The organism is Erythrobacter sp., from assembly GCF_030066995.1.
GTDB lineage: Bacteria > Pseudomonadota > Alphaproteobacteria > Sphingomonadales > Sphingomonadaceae > Erythrobacter.
Genome location: NZ_JASJAP010000001.1, coordinates 469,117 through 488,181 on the forward strand (window position 1 = coordinate 469,117; position 19,065 = coordinate 488,181).

Sequence of the window (19,065 nt, forward strand, 5' to 3'; positions counted from 1 at the left end):
TAAGTGCGGCGCTTTTGGGCGCGTCGGGGAGGCTTTTTCATGCGGAAATCGGTTGGTGTTCTGTGTTCGCTGGCGCTGTTGGCTCCGGGATTTGGAAGCGCTTCGTTTGCGCAAGACGCGCCGCCCGAACCCGCTCCGCGCGAGGGATATTGCCGCCTGCCCGCCGCGCTTCCGGATCTTGGGCCCGAGACCGAAAACCAGAAGGGTCAAGAGCGCCCGACACGCGCGAGGCGCGGGGCGGAGGTGGACAGCGCTGTGATGGCGTCGCCTCCACCGCCTCCCGCCGCCATGGCAGAGAGCGCATCGGACGGAGATAGTGTCGTGGTAACCGCCTCTCGGATCGGGGGCGACAGCGCATCTGACGAAAGCCTTTCACCCAGCGTGGACTCACCGGTGGCAGGCATCATCCGCCCGCCCATGCCACCCAGGCCGCCCGGACCCACGCCGCAATCGGGCCTTCTCACAGCGGGCGAGCACGATGATCTTCTCAATCCCGAACTCTACGCCGACTATGTTCGCAAGAGCAATGTCGGGCAGGAAGTGCGCGATTTGCCGCGCGTCGACACAAGCCGCATGCTCACTGTCGAAGTGCGCGACGCGAAGGGGCAGGCGATGCCCTTCGAGGCGGTGGAACTGCGCTGCGCGGATGGCAATTCGCTCAAGTTTGAGACCGTGGCTGACGGCAGGGTCGTGTTCTTTCCCGAACATGATCGATTGAGCGAGGATGTCTGGATCAGAGCGGGCTCCAGCCGGTGGCGAAAGGTGCGGGTTTCACAGGAACCGGGCAGCCAGACGATCACGATTACCCACAAGGCTCCCACCCGCGCGGTGACCAGGCTTGATCTGGCGCTTGTCGTCGATGTGACCGGCTCGATGTCCGATGAGCTCAGCTATCTTCAGGCCGAGCTGGCCAGCATCGTCGATGACCTGAAAGACCGGCACAAGGATCTCGATATTCAAATCGGTTTCACGTTCTACCGCGATCAGGGCGATGCGTTTGTGACCCGCACCTTCGGGTTCGGATCGGACATCATCGGCGCGCAAAAGCACCTCGCCGCGCAGCGCGCGCAGGGTGGGGGCGATTACCCCGAGGCGATGCAGGAGGCGCTCATTCGCGCGGCCGGTCAGGAATGGCGCGAGAATGCGGTGAAGACGCTGCTTCTGGTGGCGGACGCCCCGCCGCACAATCACGATATTGCGATGACCTGGCGCGCGGCGGAGCACCTGCGTCAACATCGGGTCCATATCGTGCCCGTGGGCGCATCGGGCGTTGCCGACACCGCCGAATATGTGATGCGCGCGATGGCGGCGATGACCCAGTCGCGCTACACTTTCCTCACGGAAGACAGCGGGATCGGCAATCCCAAAGCGCCTCCTGCGATCGATTGCTATCTCGTCACCCGGCTCGACCAGCTTCTGCGGCGAGTGATCGATAGCCAGATTTCCGGACGCCGGATCGAACCGGAAAAGGACGAGGTAATCCGCAGCGTGGGCCAATACGACGCCGGACGCTGCATCCTGCCACCGGACTTTGGTCAAGAGGCCTGATCGCTGACTGAGCAGGAGTAATCGAGGCGATGTCCGTACTCTGGTCAAAGCGCAGCGTAAGCGAGCGGTGCGTGGCCGCAATGGTAGTGTTTCAGCTTGCCTTTTGGTTGGCGGTGATCTGCGTTCCAGGCGCACCTATGGACAGTCTCGGAACCTTCGCCATCACTGTCATCGCCATACTTGTGCAGGTCTTGCTTGTGTTCTTTGCCGCCGTGTCGGCTATCGCCATGCTGTTTTGGGGCGGGGCCGAATTCAAGCCACTCTGGCGCCGCCTGATCGACAAATTCCTGCCCGCTGCGACACTGATCGGGGCTTACATTCTGCTACAAGCGCTTTAGATGGCCCTCTTGACGCGGCGAGGAAACCCCCGCCACCCTCGCGCGTACGCACACGTGTAAGGACCCCGCAGACCCACCATGCAGCTTGTCATCGTTGAATCGCCGGCCAAGGCGAAGACCATCGAGAAGTATCTGGGCAAGGACTACAAGGTTCTCGCCTCTTACGGTCACGTCCGCGATCTGCCGCCCAAGGACGGCAGCGTTCGGCCCGACGAAGACTTCGCGATGGACTGGGAGGTCTATTCCGACAAGCGTAACCGCGAACAGGTCAAAGCCATCGCCGACGCGGCCAAGGGGGCGGACAGGCTGGTTCTCGCCACGGACCCCGACCGCGAAGGCGAGGCGATCAGCTGGCACGTGCTCGACCTTTTGAAGAAGCGGCGCGCTCTGCCCGCCGAGGTTGAGCGGGTTACCTTCAACGCGATCACGAAGACGGCGGTGACCGAGGCGATGAAAAGCCCGCGCAATCTCGATCAGGATCTGATCGATGCGTATCTGGGCCGCCGCGCGCTTGACTATCTGTTTGGCTTTACGCTCTCACCGGTGCTCTGGCGCAAACTGCCGGGCGCCAAGTCTGCGGGCCGCGTGCAATCGGTGGCGCTGCGCCTGATCGTCGAGCGCGAGCGCGAGATCGAAGCGTTCAAGCCAGACGAATACTGGTCGGTCCTTGCGCATCTGGAGCACGATTCGACACAGTTCGACGCGCGTCTCGTCAGGTACAAGGGCGAAAAGCTCGACAAACTCAGCCTTGGCCACGAAGGCATCGCGATGGAAGCCAAGACCGCGGTCGAAGCCGCGCGCTTCACAGTCGAGGAGGTCGAGAAGAAGCCTCTCAAACGCAACCCGGCGCCTCCCTTCACGACCTCGACCATGCAGCAGGAGGCCGCACGTAAACTCGGCTTTTCCGCGAGCCAGACAATGAGCACCGCGCAGCGCCTCTACGAAGCGGGCGCGATCACCTACATGCGGACCGACGGCGTGCAGATGGACAATTCCGCTATCGCGGCGTGCCGCCAGGCGATCGGCGAGCGTTACGACGCGAGCTACTGCCCCGAAAAACCGCGCTACTACGCCACCAAGGCCAAGAATGCGCAAGAAGCGCACGAGGCAATCCGGCCGACGGACTTTTCGAAAGACCGCTTTGGGAGCGGGGATGAGGCGAAGCTCTATTCGCTCATCTGGAAGCGCGCCATGGCGAGCCAGATGTCGACCGCTCAGCTTGAGCGCACCACGGTGACGCTGCGCGATGCGACCGGCCAGCACGAACTGCGCGCGACGGGGCAAGTGGTCGTCTTTCCCGGCTATTTCGCGGTCTATCAGGAAGGCATCGACGACAAGGAAGAGGATGAGGACGGCCTGCTTCCCTTCCTCAAGAGCGGCGACATGCCCGCCAAGACCGGCGTCGAGGCGACCCAGCACTTCACCCAGCCACCGCCCCGCTTCTCCGAAGCCTCGCTGGTCAAGCGGCTCGAGGAGCTCGGCATCGGGCGGCCTTCGACCTACGCCTCGACCATTCAGACGCTGCGCGACCGCGCCTATGTGCGCGTGGAGAGCAAGCGCTTTTTTGCCGAGGAGAGCGGGCGGCTGCTGACCTCTTTCCTTGAACGGTTCTTCCCGAACTACGTCGCCTACGATTTCACCGCTGAACTGGAAGACGAGCTCGACATCGTTTCGGACGGGCGCGAAAACTACAAGGATTTGCTCGGAAAGTTTTGGCGCGATTTCAAACCGAAAACCGAAGAGGTGATGGAAAAGCTGCCCTCGGAGGTGACCGAGGTTCTTGACGAATATCTCTCCGATTACCTGTTTCCGCCGCGCGCGGACGGCAAGGATCCGCGCCATTGCCCGCTGTGTGAGCAGGAAGGGCGCGAGGGTGGTCGTCTCTCATTAAGAGGCGGGCGGTTTGGTGCGTTCGTCGCATGCCGCAACTACCCCGAGTGCAAATACACCCGCCGCTTCGCTCAGCCGGGTGCCGATGGCTCGGACCCGGCCGAAGACGGCCTGATGGGAACCCACCCCGAAACCGGCGCGCAGATCCATCGCAAGTCCGGTCGCTTTGGCCCCTATGTCGAAATGGAAGTCGAGGACGCGAAGAAGCGGGCCTCGATCCCGAAGGACCTCGACGATTTCGATCTCGACTGGGCGGTGAAGTTGCTCGACCTGCCCCGCATCATCGGCGCGCATCCGGAGACGGGCAAGGAAATCGAAGCCGCGATTGGTCGCTACGGTCCTTACCTTCGCCACGATGGCAAATACGCCAAGCTGTCGCACACACGCGAGGTGTTCGAGACCGGTATGAACCAGGCGGTCGTGCTCCTCGCGGAGGCGGCTAACCGCAAGGGTGGAGGGCGGCAGAAGGCCGAGCCGATAAAGACCTTGGGCGAACACCCGACAAGCGGCGGGGAGATCAGGGTAATGCCCGGGCGCTACGGCCCCTACGTTACCGATGGAACCACCAACGCCACTATCCCCAAGGAGGTGAAGCCGGAGGATGTAACCGCTGAACAGGCGGTGGCGCTGATTGACGAACGCGCGGCCAAGGGCCCGGCCAAGAAGAAGCGCAAGAAGGCGCCCGCCAAGAAGAAGGCTGCGGCCAAAAAGCCGGCATCGAGAAAATCGCCGGCGAAAAAGAAGGTCTCCGCAAAATAGTGTGCGTCCAAAAGGGCTGCGATTTCCAGCCCTTGGCAAGTCCAGCTAACGGCGTGTAACCGCCTATTTACCAACAGCTTAGCCGCGTTGGGAATTCCTTTAGTATTGTCCCTTAGACCCGATCACAGACCAGGGACCCAAGCTGTGATCGAAATCGAAGTCCAGAACGAGACCCATCAGAGCCAGGCACGGATCCGCTTTGCCGCGGTGCCGCGTATCGGCGAAGGCATTCGCCTGCGCGAGCCCGACGGTATGTGGGCGAGCTATGATGTTCTGGACGTCTGGTACCAGAAAGCGGAATTCGGCGATGTCTGGATGCCGTATCTGCATGTCCGGATCACGCCTGGCGAAATCAAAGGAAACCCGAGCGGCGAGCAAGAGGGCGCTGACCACGCCATCGATGACGCTGGCCTGCTCTACGAAGAGGCGGATGACTTCGCCTCATTGCACGGGGAGACGGAGCCATTCAACATCTGATCAAACGCCGCAACGGCCCCAAGCCGAGCCCTGAGACCGGGGCGCAACAGGAACCGGGCGCATCCCGAGCGGAAGCGAAACCATCGCTGGCCGAGCAACTCGGCGAAGAGCCTGAGAACGCGCAGCCGGTTGAAACGCCCGCCGATGTCGAGAAAGCGCTGGGCGCACCGCCGCGCCCGCAACCGAGTGAGGCTCCCGCAAGCGCGCAGACCGACGCGGTGGTGCAGGCCGCCAAGGCCATGCGTGACCGTTTCGACACGGAAACAGCGTCCTCGGCCCCGACCGCCAAGGTCTGTCTGATCGTCGATGACAGTCGCGTGATGCGTAAAGTGTCCTCCAAGATCGCCAAGTCGCTGGGCTACGTCCCGGTCGAGGCGCAGGATGGCGAGGAAGCGCTCGCGCGCTGCAAGAAAGCGATGCCCGCTTTGGTGTTGACCGATTGGAACATGCCCGAGATGGACGGGATCGAATTCGTGCGCCGCCTGCGCGCCATCCCGACGCCGAAAGAGCCCATCGTGGTCTTCTGCACCTCCAACGGCGAGGCGAAAGACATCCACGAAGGGATCGGCGCCGGGGCCGACGATTACATCGTGAAGCCGTTCGACGAAGGCGCGCTGAGGGCCAAACTGGAGAAGCTGGGGCAGGGGTAGCGCGCCGTACTCTCCGGCCTCCCTCAACGTCATCCCAGCGAAGGCTGGGATCCAGGGCGTCGGCTCGCGTTAATTGCAAACCGAACGTGAAACCGCTCTGAATCCCGGATCAAGTCCGGGATGACGGACTACTTGTTCATCCGCCGATAATGGTCATAGCGCGCTTGGAAGGCTCGATGGTGAGCGTCCCAAGCGGTCCTCGTATCGTACCATCCAATTGCGGCACCTAGCGCGATCGTTGCAAGTCCCGCCCACCAAAAACCGATTAGCGGGATTAACAGTTCTACGGCGAGCACCGCCAAGAATGCCCCAATTCCGTATTGGATCGCCGGGCCTTTTGGTGTTTCCATTGGCAGTGGTTTGTCTCGGTCCGCGTCCCTTTTCGCAGGCGCGTATGCTTCCACATCGACCGCGCCCATCACTTCACCCAATCCAGCCCCATTTCCTCGAACACCTCCTTATCCTCGCTCCACCGCTCCAGCACCTTCACATGCAGGAACAGGTGCACTTTCACACCCAGCACCTCGGCCAACTCCTTGCGTGCCGCTTCGCCGATGGCCTTGATCTTCTGCCCGCCTTTGCCGAGCACAATCGGTCGCTGCGTTTCGCGCGCAACTACAATCTGCTGGTGGATCTCCAGGCTCCCATCAGGGCGGTGCTTGTAAAGCTCGGGCCGCACCGCGGTGTCGTAGGGCAGTTCCTCATGCAGTTGCGCGTAGAGCTGTTCGCGAGTGATCTCGGCGGCGAGCAGGCGTTCGGAAGCATCGGAAACCTGGTCTTCGGGATACATCCACGGCCCCTCGGGCATCATCTTGGCGAGCGCTTCCTTCATCTCGGGAACGCCTTCGCCGGTTAGCGCGGAGACGAAGAATATCTCTTCGAAGTCGACGCGCTGCGAAAACTCCTGCGCGAGCGCGAGGAGCGGCTCCTTCTTGGCCTTATCGACCTTGTTCAACACCAGAATCTTGCGCTCTGGCCGTTTGTCCAGCGCTTCGAGAATGGGTTCCAATTCATGGCGGCGCTGCTTGATCGGATCGACGATCAGCAGGATCGCGTCCGCGCTCACCGTGCCCTCCCACGCGGCGCTCACCATCGCCCGGTCGAGCCGACGCCTGGGCGCGAAGATACCGGGCGTGTCGACCAGGATCATCTGCACCGTCGCAAACAAAGCGATGCCCAGCATTCGCGCGCGCGTGGTCTGCGCCTTGGCGCTGGTGATCGCGACCTTCTGGCCGACGAGCTGGTTTACGAGAGTGGATTTGCCCGCGTTGGGCGCGCCGATGACGGCGACGACGCCGCACCTCTTGGGTACCTCATTTCCAATCACCCGAACTCCTCCATAAAGGCTTCAGCCGCGCGCTTTTCCGCCTCGCCCTTGCTGCTCGCCGTGCCGCGCGCCGCGCCCAGCGACGCGATCGAGACCTCGACGGTAAAGCGCATCGCGTGATCCGGCCCGCTGCGATCGATCACCTCATAAGAAGGCATCGCGCGTCGGTTGTGCGCCGCCCATTCCTGAAGCGCGCTCTTGGGATGCTTGGCCTTGCCCGCATTGCCGATCAGCTCTTCGGCCCACAGGTCGTAGATGACAGCGCGGGCGGCGTCATAGCCGTGCTCAAGGAAGCACGCGCCGATAAGCGCTTCCATCACATCGCCGAGAATGTTGTCGCTGTCCGCCCCGCCATCCTCGCGCGCCTGTTTGCCCAAGCGAACGTGATCGGGCAGGCCGATAGCGCGAGCGATGCGCGCGCACGTCGCGCCGCTGACCAGGGCATTCAGGCGCTGAGACAGCTGGCCCTCGGGCGCGTCGCCCGCGCGGTAGAGCCAGCTTGCGACCGCAAGGCCCAGAACCCGGTCGCCCAGAAATTCGAGCCGCTGATAGTCGCCCGTGTCCGCGCGCGCGCTCTTTGGCGACACGCTGCCGTTGAAACTGCCATGGGTGAGGGCGTCGAGCCAGGGCCTTTCATCCACCACGGCAAACCCCTGGCCGGTGAGCCACGCGCGGGTGTCCTCGGGTAGCTGTGCGGACTGCGAACTCATTCCTCGCCAGCGCTCACAAACCCGTGCCGATCCGGTCCCAGCGCGCGGCGGTGAACCATGTCCACGGCTTGATCCACTCCGCGCTGCCATCGGTCGACCAGACGATGAACTCCGCGCGTCCGACCAGATTGACGATCGGAACCATGCCGACCCCAAGCTGCGCCTCGGCGGGAAAACGGCTGTCAGCGGACCGGTCGCGGTGATCGCCCATCACGAACACGCTGTCGTCGGGTACGGTGACCGGAGCCATGTTATCCTGCGGGATCATCGCGAAATCGAGCACACTTTGCGTGCGACCGTTCGGCAAGGTTTCCCGCGACCGCTCGATCAGGCAGTCGGGCTCACCCGAAAGCCCGCGCTCGCGCCACTCGCCTGACGGGCATCCATCGATCGCGGTCAAAGGGATGGCAAAATTGCCTGCCTGTTCTTGCGCAAGGGGCGTGCCGTTTAGCACGACGCGTCCGTTGACCATCCCGATCGTGTCGCCCGGAAGGCCGATTACACGTTTGATGTAGTCTTCCTGACTTATCGGGTGTTTGAAGACAACAACGTCCCCGCGCTTCGGCGCGCTTGCAAGGATGCGTCCCGGGATAAGCGGCGCGTTGAAGGGCAGGGAATAGCGTGAGTAGCCGTAGGGCCATTTGCTCGCGATGAAGTAGTCGCCCTGCCACAGCTTTGGCAGCATGCTGTCGGACGGGATCGAGAAGGGCGAAAAGATGAAACTGCGCAATATCAGGACGGCAAGGACCAGTTTTACCAGAAACCAGGCGAAGCCCAGAAGGCTGTCGGGTTTCTGGACATCAGAGCCGGGAGCGGTGGTGGCTGATGCGGAGGATCCGTTCCACGCTCCGGCTGCATCATTCGTCGCTGACCGGGACATTGGATCAGTTTGGGGCTTAACATCCATCGAGTGCACCCTTACGCGCGCATTGATCATCGCGCAAAGGGGATTGCGGCTTCATGGTGGATCCGGTCAAGACAGTCGAAGAGGCCTGGCAAGGTCTGAAAACGCTTGAAACGCGAACGCTGGGGGCGTTGTTCGAAGCGGATGGCAAGCGCGTTGAAAAGCTGACGCGACGCCTCGAATGGCCTAGCGCCGAGGGCGAGACGGTAGGCATGCGGGTCGATTTTTCCAAGACCCATCTCGATGACGCGGCGCTCGAGGCCTTTGAGACCCTGGCTGAAGCGAGCGGCTTTTCGTACAAGCGCGAGGCGTTGTTTTCGGGCGCAATCGTGAATTCCACGGAAGGACGTCCGGCAAGTCACGGTGCGATGCGCGGCAGCGGGACCGAGGCGGACACCGAAGAGGCGGCGGCGCTCCTTGCGCGCATGGGCATGCTTGTCGAGGCGATCCATGAAGGCGTTCTGGGCGAAGTCAAACATCTCATTCACATCGGGATCGGCGGGTCCGCCCTTGGCCCGGCTCTGGCGATCGACGCTTTGACGCGCGATCTTGCGAAGGTCGATGTGCACGTTGTCTCCAACATCGACGGCCTCGCGCTTGAGCGTGCTTTTGCCGCCTGCGATCCGGCCACCACGCTGATCGCGATCGCGTCGAAGACTTTCACGACCATCGAGACCATGACCAACGCGGCGAGCGCGCTTGCCTGGCTCGAAAAGGAAGGCGTCGCCGATCCGAGCGGGCGCGTCGTGGCGCTTACGGCCAGCCCTGAAAGAGCGGTCGAATGGGGCGTTGACGAAACGCGTATCCTCCCGTTTCCGGAGAGCGTGGGCGGGCGCTACTCGCTGTGGTCGAGCATCGGATTTCCCGTTGCGCTTGCTATCGGCATGGAGGAATTTCGCGAGTTTCTCGGCGGTGCGCGGGCGATCGACACCCACTTTCGCGAGACCGATGGCCGCGCCAACGTGCCGTTGCTCGCGGCGTTCGCCGATCAATACTATGCGCGCCTTCGCGGTTGTCAGACGCGCGCTGTGTTCGCCTATGATGAGCGTCTTGCTCTGTTTCCCGCCTACCTTCAGCAGCTTGAGATGGAATCGAACGGCAAGGCGGTGAGCGCTGAAGGCGAGCCTGTCGATGACCCTACTGCCGTTATCACATGGGGCGGGGTGGGCACCGACGCGCAGCACGCGGTCTTTCAGCTCTTGCATCAGGGCACGCATCTCGTGCCGGTCGACTTCGTTGTCAGCGCCGCGCCAGGCGATGCCCTTGATCCGGTTCATCATCGCACGCTGGTGCTTAACTGCCTTGCGCAAGGCGCAGCGTTGATGGCGGGCAAAGCGAGCGAGGATGCAGCGCGCGCCTATCCGGGAGACCGTCCCTCGACGCTGTTCCTGCTCGACGATCTCGACCCCGCGACGCTCGGCGCGCTGATTGCATTTCATGAGCACCGGACGTTTGCGAACGCTGTGCTGTTGGGGATCAATCCGTTTGATCAGTTCGGCGTTGAGCTCGGCAAAGCTATTGCCAAACGTATCGACGCGGGCGAGGGGGATTTCGATCCTAGCACCGAGGCGGCGATGGAAGCGGCTGGATTGCGCTGAACGACAGAAGGTGGGCGCGATCAGGTGTGTGTGAAGCGTTCTTGACGACGAACTGCCTTTTTGTCGGACAAACGCCGCGAGTGCGCTGGGTTCAGGCCATCGAAAGTGACATTCCGGCCACGCTCATTTTGTCACGGATTGACGTTCGAGCCTCCTTCGAAGGCGAGAAGGGATGATTCCAAAGCGCGATTCGCCGGTTTGTGTGTCATGACTTCGATCGCGTGACTCGTTTTGGAATCATCGTGGCACGCTCAAGGGATGCGGTTCGCACAAGCGGCACACCTTTGTACTTTTGTTTCGTGAAGCCGCAGTTTTGTGACCCAATTTGCACCCCTTGGGGTTTTGCGTATTGTTGCCGCAATCTTAACGGAACCAATCTCGGAAGGTCGCTCTATGCCCGCCATGTTAACTCTTCCCGTTGCCTGCGCGGCGCTCGCTTGCGGGCCGGTTGACCAACCGGCAGGGTTGAGAGCTCCGATCGCTTCGCCTGTGCCTGAATCGCCCGCCGTCGCCGCGAAGCCGACCCCGGCCAAGATGGTTGCTTTTGATGGCGGCTTTGACTTCCTGAAGGCGTCCCGCCGCATGCGGGTCTGGCGGCCAGCGGTGGAGCTTGACATGACGGTCGACACGCAAGGGCACGCATCGGATTGCGAAGTCGTGAACCGCTTCCGCAAGAATTACGTCAACCAGAAGCTGTGCGAAATCGCAATGGCCCATTACACCTTCGAGCCGGCGCGCAACGCCCAGAACGAGGCGGTCGAGGGGTCATATCGCGCGCATTTGTCTTATGAGGATTTGAGCGAGGAATTTGATTGATCCACTCAATTCTCGATCGCGTTTCGAAAGCGACACGGATAGGGCTGGCGGTTATTGCTGGCGCTTTTTCGTTCGCCGCCTTGGCCGAGGAACCTTCAGGCTGGATGGCGGAGACAAGCGATGGCCGCTGCGTCTTGCAGTTCCATCGCCCAGCGGGCGCAGTCCTGTTTGAACTGGAACTCGACAGCGCGGATCGATCCTACCGGATCAACGGTGCTATCCTTGAAGGATACAGCCGCGCTCAGATGCGGGACCTGCGGATAGCGGTGCGCGTTGATGCGCAGGACCTCGTCTTGACGGACAGCGGGGATGCGCTTGGAGAATACCTTCAGAAGACGGGAACGGGCACTCCCATTGGTCCGTTTTTCGCCGTGCTCGATGACAGCAAGGCTGAGCGCCTCGAACTCACAACCGGCAGCAAGGTGCACGCCCTTACTATGACGGGGTACGATCAGGCCCGCGAGGAGCTGCGCGAGTGCATCAGCGCGTTTCTTACCGTCGCAGATCCGGGTCGTGGCCCTCGCCTCATAGCGTTTGACGGCCTGAGCGACCTCAAGGCTGCGGCGTGGCGTCAAAGGCTCCTCTCACAGGATCTGCACGCCACCCTGACGGTCGATCCTGAGGGCAAGCCGACGGATTGCGCGCTCTCGCGGCGGTTCCGGCGCAAGGCGACGCGTTTGGCTCTGTGTCGCCCGCTGCTGGAGACGATGGTGTTTGACCCGGCGCGCGATGCAAGCGGTCAGCCCGTCGAGGGAACGTACAAAACCGCCATCGGGTTTGAGATGATGATGGGCAGCGACGGCTACCTTAAGGATTAGGTCGGGATTGACAAAAGCCGCTGCTGCACCCATTTGCCGCGCACTTCCGGACCATGGGTCAGCGTGAAGCGGCGCACGGCTTTTTGGCCAGACGCGCCCTGCGGCTTTCCGGGCGATATTCCGATACAACTTCCCTTTTCACGCGGGCGGTTTCTTGAACACCCCCGCGATCGTTGGCGCGACACTGTGTCCGCCCGGCGCCGCGCCGATATGTGCGAGCTTAGATGATACAGTTTTCCGACCTTGGGCTCTCGCAGCCCGTTCTCCAGGCGCTTGACCTCAAGGGCTATTCGACCCCGACGCCGATACAGGAACAGGCGATCCCGCCAGTCTTGGAAGGGCGCGACCTGCTGGGCATCGCCCAGACGGGAACGGGCAAGACCGCCGCGTTCATGCTGCCGGGCATTGACCGCCTGCGCGAAGCGGACAACCGGATTCCGTTCAAATCGTGCCGCATGCTGGTGCTCGTCCCCACGCGCGAGCTTGCCGGGCAGATCGCCGCAAGCGCCAAGGATTATGGCGCTCTGGCCGGATTGAAGGTCCAATCGATCGTCGGTGGCACCAGCGTCAACAAAGACCGCAACAAGCTCCATCGCGGCACCGATATTCTTGTCGCGACTCCCGGCCGCTTGCTTGATCTCATAGATCAGAAGGCCTTCAACTTATCGGGCGTTGAAGTCCTCGTGCTCGACGAAGCCGATCAGATGCTCGACCTTGGCTTCATCCACGCGCTGCGCCGGATCAACCAGCTTGTGCCCAAGGAGCGCCAGACACTGTTCTTCAGCGCGACGATGCCCAAGCAAATCCGCGAGCTTGTGTCGGGCTATTGCCATAATCCCGTGCAGGTCTCGGTCACGCCCGAAAGCACCACCGCCGAGCGCATCGAACAGTTTCTTTTCATGGTGCAGCAGGATGAAAAGAGCGCGCTGCTGGAATTGATCCTTTCCGGACGGCACCGTGTTCCCGGTGAGTTCGATCTCGTCCTGATCTTTACCCGCACCAAACACGGCGCTGACCGCGTGGTGAAAAGACTCAGCCGAGCGGGTATCCAGGCCAACGCCATCCATGGTAATAAGACGCAGGGTCAGCGCTTGCGGGCGCTTGATGAGTTCAAACGCGGCAAGACCAAGATTTTGGTCGCAACGGATGTCGCCGCGCGCGGCATCGATATCCCAGGCGTCAGCCACGTCATCAATTTCGAACTCCCCAATGTGCCCGAGCAATACGTCCACCGCATTGGTCGAACGGCGCGGGCTGGCCGAGACGGGGTGGCCATTGCCTTTTGCGCGGAGGATGAGCGCGCTTATCTCAAGGACATCCAGAAGACCACCGGCGCCAGTCTCGACCGGCTCGATCTGCCTGAGAACTTCCGCGCTGTCGTCGAAGGGGTGGGGCCGACCAAACCGCCGCCGCGCGGGGCCACGCGCGTTTCAAAGAAGAAGGTGAGAGCAAAACCTGTGGGCTCTGCCAAAGGCAACGATGCATCCAAGCGCAAGCCCGCCGCCAAGCATCCTGCGCGCAAGGGGAAGCCGCAGGGCAAGCGCCCCGGCGCGCCGGGCGGTGGCCAGGCGGGTGCCGGACGGCGTCGAGGCGCTGGCGGTCGAGATCGACGCAGTCGGCCTGGCGGCGGGCGCCGACAGGGTTGAGGCGCCCTGATCCCAAGGGCGTTCACCTTACCTTATCTTAACCGCGTGGATCCTATCTCTCGGACCGCCAAACGAGTGCCGGTCAGGAGCAATAGGAGTCGCGCGCGCCATGATCAGGACGGAAACCACACTGGTTGTCGGCGCAGGTGCGAATTGTGAAATCGAGATGCCCGATGGGGCGGAGCTTCTCAATCGTATCGCCGCCGGTTTCGATTTCGATCGCTTGGGGTCGCAAGTCCAGACCCGCGACATGGTGGCTTTGGCCGCCATCTTCGAAGAGAACGCCGAGCGATTGGGAACCACCTATGACGCCCTTCTGGAAGCGGGCCGCACAATCAAGCAGGCAAGCCGCGTCACCACGTCCATAGACGCGGTTCTCGAACAGTATGGCAGCAACAACGCCGACGTCATCGCGGCGGGCAAGATTGCGCTCGCCTATTACACCCTTCAGAATGAGGCGAAGTCGACGCTCGCGGTGGAGCCGCGTGATGCGGGCGACTTGCCGCTGCGCGGTTCGGAGAACTGGCTGTTCCAACTCGGCCAGCTGATCACGAAAGGCGTGCCGCGCGCGCAGGCGGAAACCTGTTTCGACAAGCTTTCGATCGTCTGCTTCAATTACGACCGCGCGATCGAGCACTACCTGCCCTGGGTGGTGAGCATGGCGTTCGGCATGGACATGGAAGAGGCGCGCTTGCTGGTCGGCACGCATCTGCGCATTGTTCACCCCTATGGCAGCCCTGGCACGCTTCCCTGGATCTTCGGCTCGGGCGAGCCGTGCGAATGGGGGAATCAGGAGCCCGAAGACTGGCTGGCGCTCGCCAAAGGTTTCTACACAGCCTCGGAACGCAACCGCGATAAGCGTTTCTCCAGTTTTCTCATGGCGGAGATCGCGTCGGGCAAACGGCTCGGCTTCCTTGGTTTCGGCTTTGATCCGATGAACACCTCGATGCTGTTCGACCGAGTGCTCGACCACGATCCCGATGTGATGGTCGCGCTGACCGGCATCGGAGAGGGCACCAAGAAGGCGGTGCATTACCTGCTGAAGCGCAACACGGGCGTTCAAAACCCCGATCTCATTCAGATCGAGGATACGAAATCGTATCAGCTGTTGCAGAACAACGGCTTGTTTCTCGAAACCTGACGGTTGGCTTCGACACCAAGCGCGGCCATACGGCTTCCCGGAGATCTACCGGAGCGCGAACCATGGCCGAGCAGGACTACGATTACGACCTCTTCACGATTGGCATAGGCTCAGGAGGTGTGCGCGCGAGCCGTATCGCGGCAGCGCATGGCGCGAAGGTCGCAGCCGCCGAGGAGTATCGGGTCGGCGGGACCTGCGTGATTCGGGGCTGCGTGCCCAAGAAGATGCTGGTGTACGGCGCCCATTTTGCCGAGGATCTTGAGGACGCTACCCATTTCGGTTGGACAGTTGAGGGCAAGAGTTTTGATTGGGTGAAGCTGCGCGATCACGTGCAGAGCGATGTGACCCGGCTTGAAGGTCTTTACGGCGAGACCTTGTCAAATCACGATGTGACCGTTTTCAAAGAGCGCGCGGAGATCACTGGCGATCATGAGATTACGCTCGCCTGCGGCCGGGTTCTGACCGCGAAGTACATCCTGGTGGCCACCGGAGCAACGCCGCACAAGCCCGAATTTGAAGGCAACGAACATTGCATCACATCGAACGAGGCGTTCCATCTCGATGAGGTGCCCAGGCGCATCCTGATCGCCGGTGGCGGCTACATTGCCAACGAATTTGCCGGTATATTCAATGAGTTCGGCAGCAAAGTGACGATCGCCAACCGCTCCGATGTGATCTTGCGCGGCTACGACGCGGCTCTGCGCGACCGGCTTCTCCAGATCAGCCTCACCAAGGGAATCGAGTTTTGCTTCAACGTCGACTTTGAATATGTCCGCAAGCAGGACGACGGAACGCTGCTCGTAAAAATGACGGGTCATGACGAGCGCGTGTTCGATCAGGTAATGATCGCCACGGGCCGCGTTCCGAACACGGATGGGCTGGGTCTGGAAAAGGTGGGCGTGGAGCTTGGCGAGAATGGTGAGATCAAGGTCGACGCGTTCTCGAAGACCACCGTCGATTACATCTACGCGGTGGGCGATGTGACGGACCGCGTGCAGCTGACCCCGGTCGCCATTCGCGAAGGGCAGGCGTTTGCCGACAGCGTGTTCGGCCCTGGCGAGCCCTACGCGGTTGACCATTCGTGCATTCCCAGCGCTGTCTTCAGCCACCCCCCGATCGCCGCTGTGGGTATGACGGAGGGTGAAGCGCGCAATCGCCTGGGCAACATCCGCGTTTATCAATCCGATTTTCGTCCGATGAAGAATGTGGTCGCCGGGCGCAGTGAGCGCGGGCTTTACAAGATGATCGTCGACGCAGCGAATGACAGGATCGTCGGCGTGCATATGATCGGCCCCGAAAGCCCGGAGATCATGCAGGCGGCAGCCGTTGCCGTGAAGGCTGGCCTGACTAAAGCCGACTTCGACGCGACCACGGCGATCCATCCGACCATGGCCGAAGAACTGGTTCTGCTTAAGTAGTTCGCAGCGGAAATGGCAGGGCAGTCTGTCGCCAGCGCGCGAACGGGATCGAACCCTTGGACGCTCGACTTCGGGCCTATGTCCTTTATCGTCGCGGGTGCTTGTCAGGCCGCAAGGCGCTCGGGAGCAAAGTCGCTGAAAGCGAGATCCAGCTCCGCTAGATCCGCAGGGAAAGCAAGCCCGAGAACCGCCGCTTCCCCCACGCGTGAAAGCGCAGGCGAGGTCTGGAAGCCAAACCCGCCTTGGCCCGCATACCAGAAGAAGCCCGGTGCACCGTCCGCTTCGCCGATGAGCGGCAGTTCGTCCCTTGCGAAGCTGCGCAGGCCCGCCCATGAGTGTTCGATGCGCTGGATCTTGAGCGAGGTTGCGTTGACGATCCGGTCAGCGGCGATGGCAATGTCAAGCTCATCGGCGGCGGCGTCGCAGGGCGCGCTCGGGGTCTGGTCCATCGAAGAGGCAAGCAGGCGACCCGAGCCTTCGGGCAGGATATAAAACCCCTCGCCCACCGTCTTGACGAACGGCCAGCGCGAGACATCGGTATCCGGCGGACCGGCAAGGGTGATCACCGTGCGGCGGCGCGGTTCAATCTCGATTGGCGTGCATCCTGCAAGCTTGGCGACCTCGTCCACCCAAGCCCCCGCGGCGTTTACGACGCGCAGGCACCGAAATGCGCCCCGGGTACTCGCGACCTCCCATTCGTCACCGGAGTGCTCTAGCGCTGTGACCCGCGCGCCAGCCACGATATCGCCGCCGCTTGCCACGATCTCGGCAATGTGGCGCTGCAGCATCGCATCGGTGTCAAGCTTGAGCGAGCCTTGGTCGAGGATCGCGGCATGCACCTTATCCGGCCCGGTCGAAAGCGCCGGGAAGGCCTGGGCCGCCTGTTCCCCCGTCAGCCGATCGAAGCGGCATCCGAAGCGTTCGTGCACTGCGGCCAAGTCATCCAGCGCGCCCATCTCACATTTGCGCGCAATATGCAGCGCCGGGTGGATTCTTGTGATCGGATCGCCTGATTTGCCGCGCGTCCTCTCGAACTCGCGGAGGCTTGCCGCGGTCAGACTGCGCACGATCCGCTCTCCCAACCCGAAATGCGCGAAGGCGACGCTGCGTCCGGAGGCATGGTAGCCGGGCGCGCTCTCCGCTTCGAGCACGGTCACGCGCAGACTTCTCGAGAGCCGCGCGGCGAGCGAGAGCCCGGCAATTCCTCCACCGACGATCAGGCAGTCCGTTCGTGTCGCCAAGCGCTTAACCTTCCGCCAATACGTTGACGCTTGCCGCTTGCTGAGGCAACGCCCTTCGCGATTGTTGCTTAAGGCAAGGGAGCGAGAATGTCCGCCAATATCGCCGAAATGGAACGCCGCCGCGAAGCCGCCAAACTGGGTGGCGGGCAAAAGCGCATCGACGCGCAGCACGCGAAGGGTAAACTGACCGCGCGCGAACGGCTCGACGTTCTGCTTGACGAAGGCAGCTTTGAAGAAGTCGACACCTATGTCGAACACGACTGCGTCGATTTCGGGATGGAGAAGCAGAAGATCCCCGGCGATGGGGTTGTGACGGGCAGCGGGACGATCAATGGCCGCCTCGTCTATGTCTTCAGCCAGGACTTCACCGTGTTTGGTGGTTCGCTGTCAAAGCGCCATGCGGAGAAGATCTGCAAGATCATGGACACGGCAATGAAGGTCGGCGCGCCCGTCATCGGCCTCAACGATTCAGGCGGCGCGCGCATTCAGGAAGGCGTGGCCTCGCTTGGCGGATATGCGGAGGTCTTTCAGCGCAACGTGCTCGCGTCGGGCGTCGTCCCGCAGATCAGCCTAATCATGGGCCCGTGCGCAGGGGGCGCGGTGTACTCCCCGGCAATGACCGATTTTATCTTCATGGTGAAAGACAGTTCCTACATGTTCGTGACCGGCCCGGACGTGGTGAAGACCGTCACCAACGAGGTGGTCACGCAAGAGGAACTGGGCGGTGCGATCACGCACACGACCAAGACTTCCGTCGCCGATGTCGCCTACGAGAACGATGTCGAGGCGCTGCTCGCGACGCGGCGTTTCTTCGATTACCTGCCGCTCTCCAACCGCCCCGAGGCGACCGGCGAGATGGGCCCGGAAATCCCCACGAACGATCCGTGGGACCGTCTGGAATACTCACTCGACACGCTGATCCCCGACAACGCCAACCAGCCCTATGACATGCATGAGGTGATCCAGAAGACCCTGGACGAGGGGGATTTCTTCGAGATCCAGCCCGCGCATGCGGCGAACATCATCTGCGGCTTTGGCCGGGTGGAAGGACGCACGGTGGGCGTTGTCGCGAACCAGCCCATGGTGCTGGCGGGCGTGCTCGACATCGCCAGCTCCAAGAAAGCCGCGCGCTTCGTGCGCTTCTGCGACGCGTTCGAAATCCCGATCGTGACTTTTGTCGATGTTCCCGGCTTCCTGCCCGGCACCGCGCAGGAATTGGGCGGCATCATCAAGCACGGCGCGAAACTGCTGTTCGCCTACGCCGAGGCGACCGTGCCCAAGATCACAATCATCACCCGCAAGGCCTATGGCGGCGCGTATGACGTGATGGCCTCAAAGCACCTGCGCGGAGACTTGAATTACGCCTGGCCGACTGCCGAGATCGCGGTGATGGGCGCGAAAGGCGCGGTGGAGATCATCTTCCGCAAAGACCGCGATGACCCTGGAAAGATCGCCGAGAAAACCAAGGAATACGAAGACCGCTTCGCCAACCCCTTCGTGGCGGCGCAGCGGGGCTATATTGATGAGGTGATCCACCCGCACTCGACCCGGCGTCGTGTCGCGCTGGGGCTGCGGAAGCTGCGGTCCAAGCGGTTGGAGAACCCCTGGAAGAAGCACGATAATATTCCGCTGTGATTGTTAAGCTTATCTGGTCGGCCCTGGTAATCGTCCTCGTCGCTTTTCCGGTTCGGTCGTCGCTGCGTTCGCTTGCAGGCGGGATTGCTACTAATCAGCTTGGGCCCTTCTTCGAACCAGTGGAACGCGAAGCGCAACCGATCAGTTTC

16 protein-coding genes are annotated in these 19,065 nt (G+C 62.0%); 12 read left to right on the top strand and 4 right to left on the bottom strand.

Annotation, left to right across the window (positions count from 1 at the left end; all coding sequences use genetic code 11):
• Positions 1-39 precede the first annotated feature (39 nt).
• The 5 genes from QNI87_RS02265 (at position 40) to QNI87_RS02285 (ending at position 5,662) form a co-directional block, all read left to right on the top strand.
• The gene (locus QNI87_RS02265; protein ID WP_300593373.1) at positions 40-1,548 is read left to right on the top strand and encodes a vWA domain-containing protein; all 1,509 of its coding nucleotides are present in this window, start codon (positions 40-42) and stop codon (positions 1,546-1,548) included.
• Between the two features lie 71 nt (positions 1,549-1,619).
• Positions 1,620-1,886, top strand: coding sequence for a hypothetical protein (locus tag QNI87_RS02270; protein WP_300593376.1), 267 nt, complete (start codon positions 1,620-1,622; stop codon positions 1,884-1,886).
• Between the two features lie 78 nt (positions 1,887-1,964).
• The gene (gene topA / locus QNI87_RS02275; RefSeq protein ID WP_300593380.1) at positions 1,965-4,535 is read left to right on the top strand and encodes a type I DNA topoisomerase; all 2,571 of its coding nucleotides are present in this window, start codon (positions 1,965-1,967) and stop codon (positions 4,533-4,535) included.
• 144 nt (positions 4,536-4,679) lie between these two features.
• Positions 4,680-5,012 (top strand): hypothetical protein, encoded by a 333-nt coding sequence (locus QNI87_RS02280; RefSeq protein ID WP_300593383.1) that lies wholly within the window; start codon positions 4,680-4,682, stop codon positions 5,010-5,012.
• Between the two features lie 239 nt (positions 5,013-5,251).
• Positions 5,252-5,662: a response regulator gene (locus QNI87_RS02285; protein WP_300593386.1), complete on the top strand. Its 411-nt coding sequence runs from the start codon at positions 5,252-5,254 to the stop codon at positions 5,660-5,662.
• A 418-nt stretch (positions 5,663-6,080) separates the two neighbouring features.
• Here QNI87_RS02285 and era read toward each other — a convergent pair whose 3' ends face one another.
• Genes era through lepB form a run of 3 tightly spaced genes read right to left on the bottom strand, consistent with a single transcriptional unit; the run spans position 6,081 to position 8,579 of the window.
• A complete protein-coding gene (gene era / locus QNI87_RS02290; protein WP_300593389.1) occupies positions 6,081-6,989 on the bottom strand; it encodes a GTPase Era in 909 nt (302 codons plus the stop codon).
• The gene (gene rnc / locus QNI87_RS02295; protein ID WP_300593392.1) at positions 6,986-7,699 is read right to left on the bottom strand and encodes a ribonuclease III; all 714 of its coding nucleotides are present in this window, start codon (positions 7,697-7,699) and stop codon (positions 6,986-6,988) included. The genes era and rnc overlap by 4 nt, the downstream gene beginning before the upstream one ends.
• 13 nt (positions 7,700-7,712) lie before the next feature.
• The gene (gene lepB / locus QNI87_RS02300; protein WP_300593395.1) at positions 7,713-8,579 is read right to left on the bottom strand and encodes a signal peptidase I; all 867 of its coding nucleotides are present in this window, start codon (positions 8,577-8,579) and stop codon (positions 7,713-7,715) included.
• Between the two features lie 80 nt (positions 8,580-8,659).
• Here lepB and pgi point away from each other — a divergent pair, with 80 nt between their 5' ends.
• The 6 genes from pgi to gorA all read left to right on the top strand — a co-directional run bounded on the left by pgi (position 8,660) and on the right by gorA (position 16,040).
• Positions 8,660-10,201, top strand: a complete 1,542-nt coding sequence (gene pgi, locus QNI87_RS02305; RefSeq protein WP_300593398.1) for a glucose-6-phosphate isomerase — start codon at positions 8,660-8,662, stop codon at positions 10,199-10,201.
• A gap of 489 nt (positions 10,202-10,690) precedes the next feature.
• Positions 10,691-11,017: a hypothetical protein gene (locus QNI87_RS02310; protein WP_300593401.1), complete on the top strand. Its 327-nt coding sequence runs from the start codon at positions 10,691-10,693 to the stop codon at positions 11,015-11,017.
• A complete protein-coding gene (locus tag QNI87_RS02315) occupies positions 11,014-11,835 on the top strand; it encodes a hypothetical protein (RefSeq protein ID WP_300593404.1) in 822 nt (273 codons plus the stop codon). Before QNI87_RS02310 ends, QNI87_RS02315 begins: the two co-directional genes overlap by 4 nt.
• 224 nt (positions 11,836-12,059) lie before the next feature.
• Positions 12,060-13,481, top strand: a complete 1,422-nt coding sequence (locus tag QNI87_RS02320; protein WP_300593407.1) for a DEAD/DEAH box helicase — start codon at positions 12,060-12,062, stop codon at positions 13,479-13,481.
• Positions 13,482-13,590: 109 nt separating this feature from the next.
• Positions 13,591-14,622 (top strand): hypothetical protein, encoded by a 1,032-nt coding sequence (locus QNI87_RS02325; RefSeq protein ID WP_300593410.1) that lies wholly within the window; start codon positions 13,591-13,593, stop codon positions 14,620-14,622.
• A gap of 62 nt (positions 14,623-14,684) precedes the next feature.
• Positions 14,685-16,040, top strand: a complete 1,356-nt coding sequence (gene gorA / locus QNI87_RS02330) for a glutathione-disulfide reductase (protein WP_300593413.1) — start codon at positions 14,685-14,687, stop codon at positions 16,038-16,040.
• A 104-nt stretch (positions 16,041-16,144) separates the two neighbouring features.
• Here the strand turns inward: gorA and QNI87_RS02335 are convergent, their stop codons facing one another.
• Positions 16,145-17,281 carry an FAD-dependent oxidoreductase gene (locus QNI87_RS02335; RefSeq protein WP_300593416.1) on the bottom strand — a complete coding sequence of 379 codons (1,137 nt, stop codon included), beginning with the start codon at positions 17,279-17,281 and terminating at the stop codon, positions 16,145-16,147.
• Between the two features lie 87 nt (positions 17,282-17,368).
• On the opposite strand from QNI87_RS02335, the gene QNI87_RS02340 reads away from it, so the two are divergent.
• Positions 17,369-18,916: an acyl-CoA carboxylase subunit beta gene (locus QNI87_RS02340; RefSeq protein WP_300593419.1), complete on the top strand. Its 1,548-nt coding sequence runs from the start codon at positions 17,369-17,371 to the stop codon at positions 18,914-18,916.
• Positions 18,917-19,065 lie beyond the last annotated feature (149 nt).

Bases quoted from the DNA above. Each gene is read 5' to 3' on its own strand.
- QNI87_RS02265 (WP_300593373.1), top strand. From the start codon at position 40: ATGCGGAAATCGGTTGGTGTTCTGTGTTCGCTGGCGCTGTTGGCTCCG.
- topA (WP_300593380.1), top strand. From the start codon at position 1,965: ATGCAGCTTGTCATCGTTGAATCGCCGGCCAAGGCGAAGACCATCGAG.
- QNI87_RS02285 (WP_300593386.1), top strand. From the start codon at position 5,252: ATGCGTGACCGTTTCGACACGGAAACAGCGTCCTCGGCCCCGACCGCC.
- rnc (WP_300593392.1), bottom strand. From the start codon at position 7,699: ATGAGTTCGCAGTCCGCACAGCTACCCGAGGACACCCGCGCGTGGCTC.
- lepB (WP_300593395.1), bottom strand. From the start codon at position 8,579: ATGTCCCGGTCAGCGACGAATGATGCAGCCGGAGCGTGGAACGGATCC.
- pgi (WP_300593398.1), top strand. From the start codon at position 8,660: ATGGTGGATCCGGTCAAGACAGTCGAAGAGGCCTGGCAAGGTCTGAAA.
- QNI87_RS02320 (WP_300593407.1), top strand. From the start codon at position 12,060: ATGATACAGTTTTCCGACCTTGGGCTCTCGCAGCCCGTTCTCCAGGCG.
- QNI87_RS02325 (WP_300593410.1), top strand. From the start codon at position 13,591: ATGATCAGGACGGAAACCACACTGGTTGTCGGCGCAGGTGCGAATTGT.
- gorA (WP_300593413.1), top strand. From the start codon at position 14,685: ATGGCCGAGCAGGACTACGATTACGACCTCTTCACGATTGGCATAGGC.
- QNI87_RS02340 (WP_300593419.1), top strand. From the start codon at position 17,369: ATGTCCGCCAATATCGCCGAAATGGAACGCCGCCGCGAAGCCGCCAAA.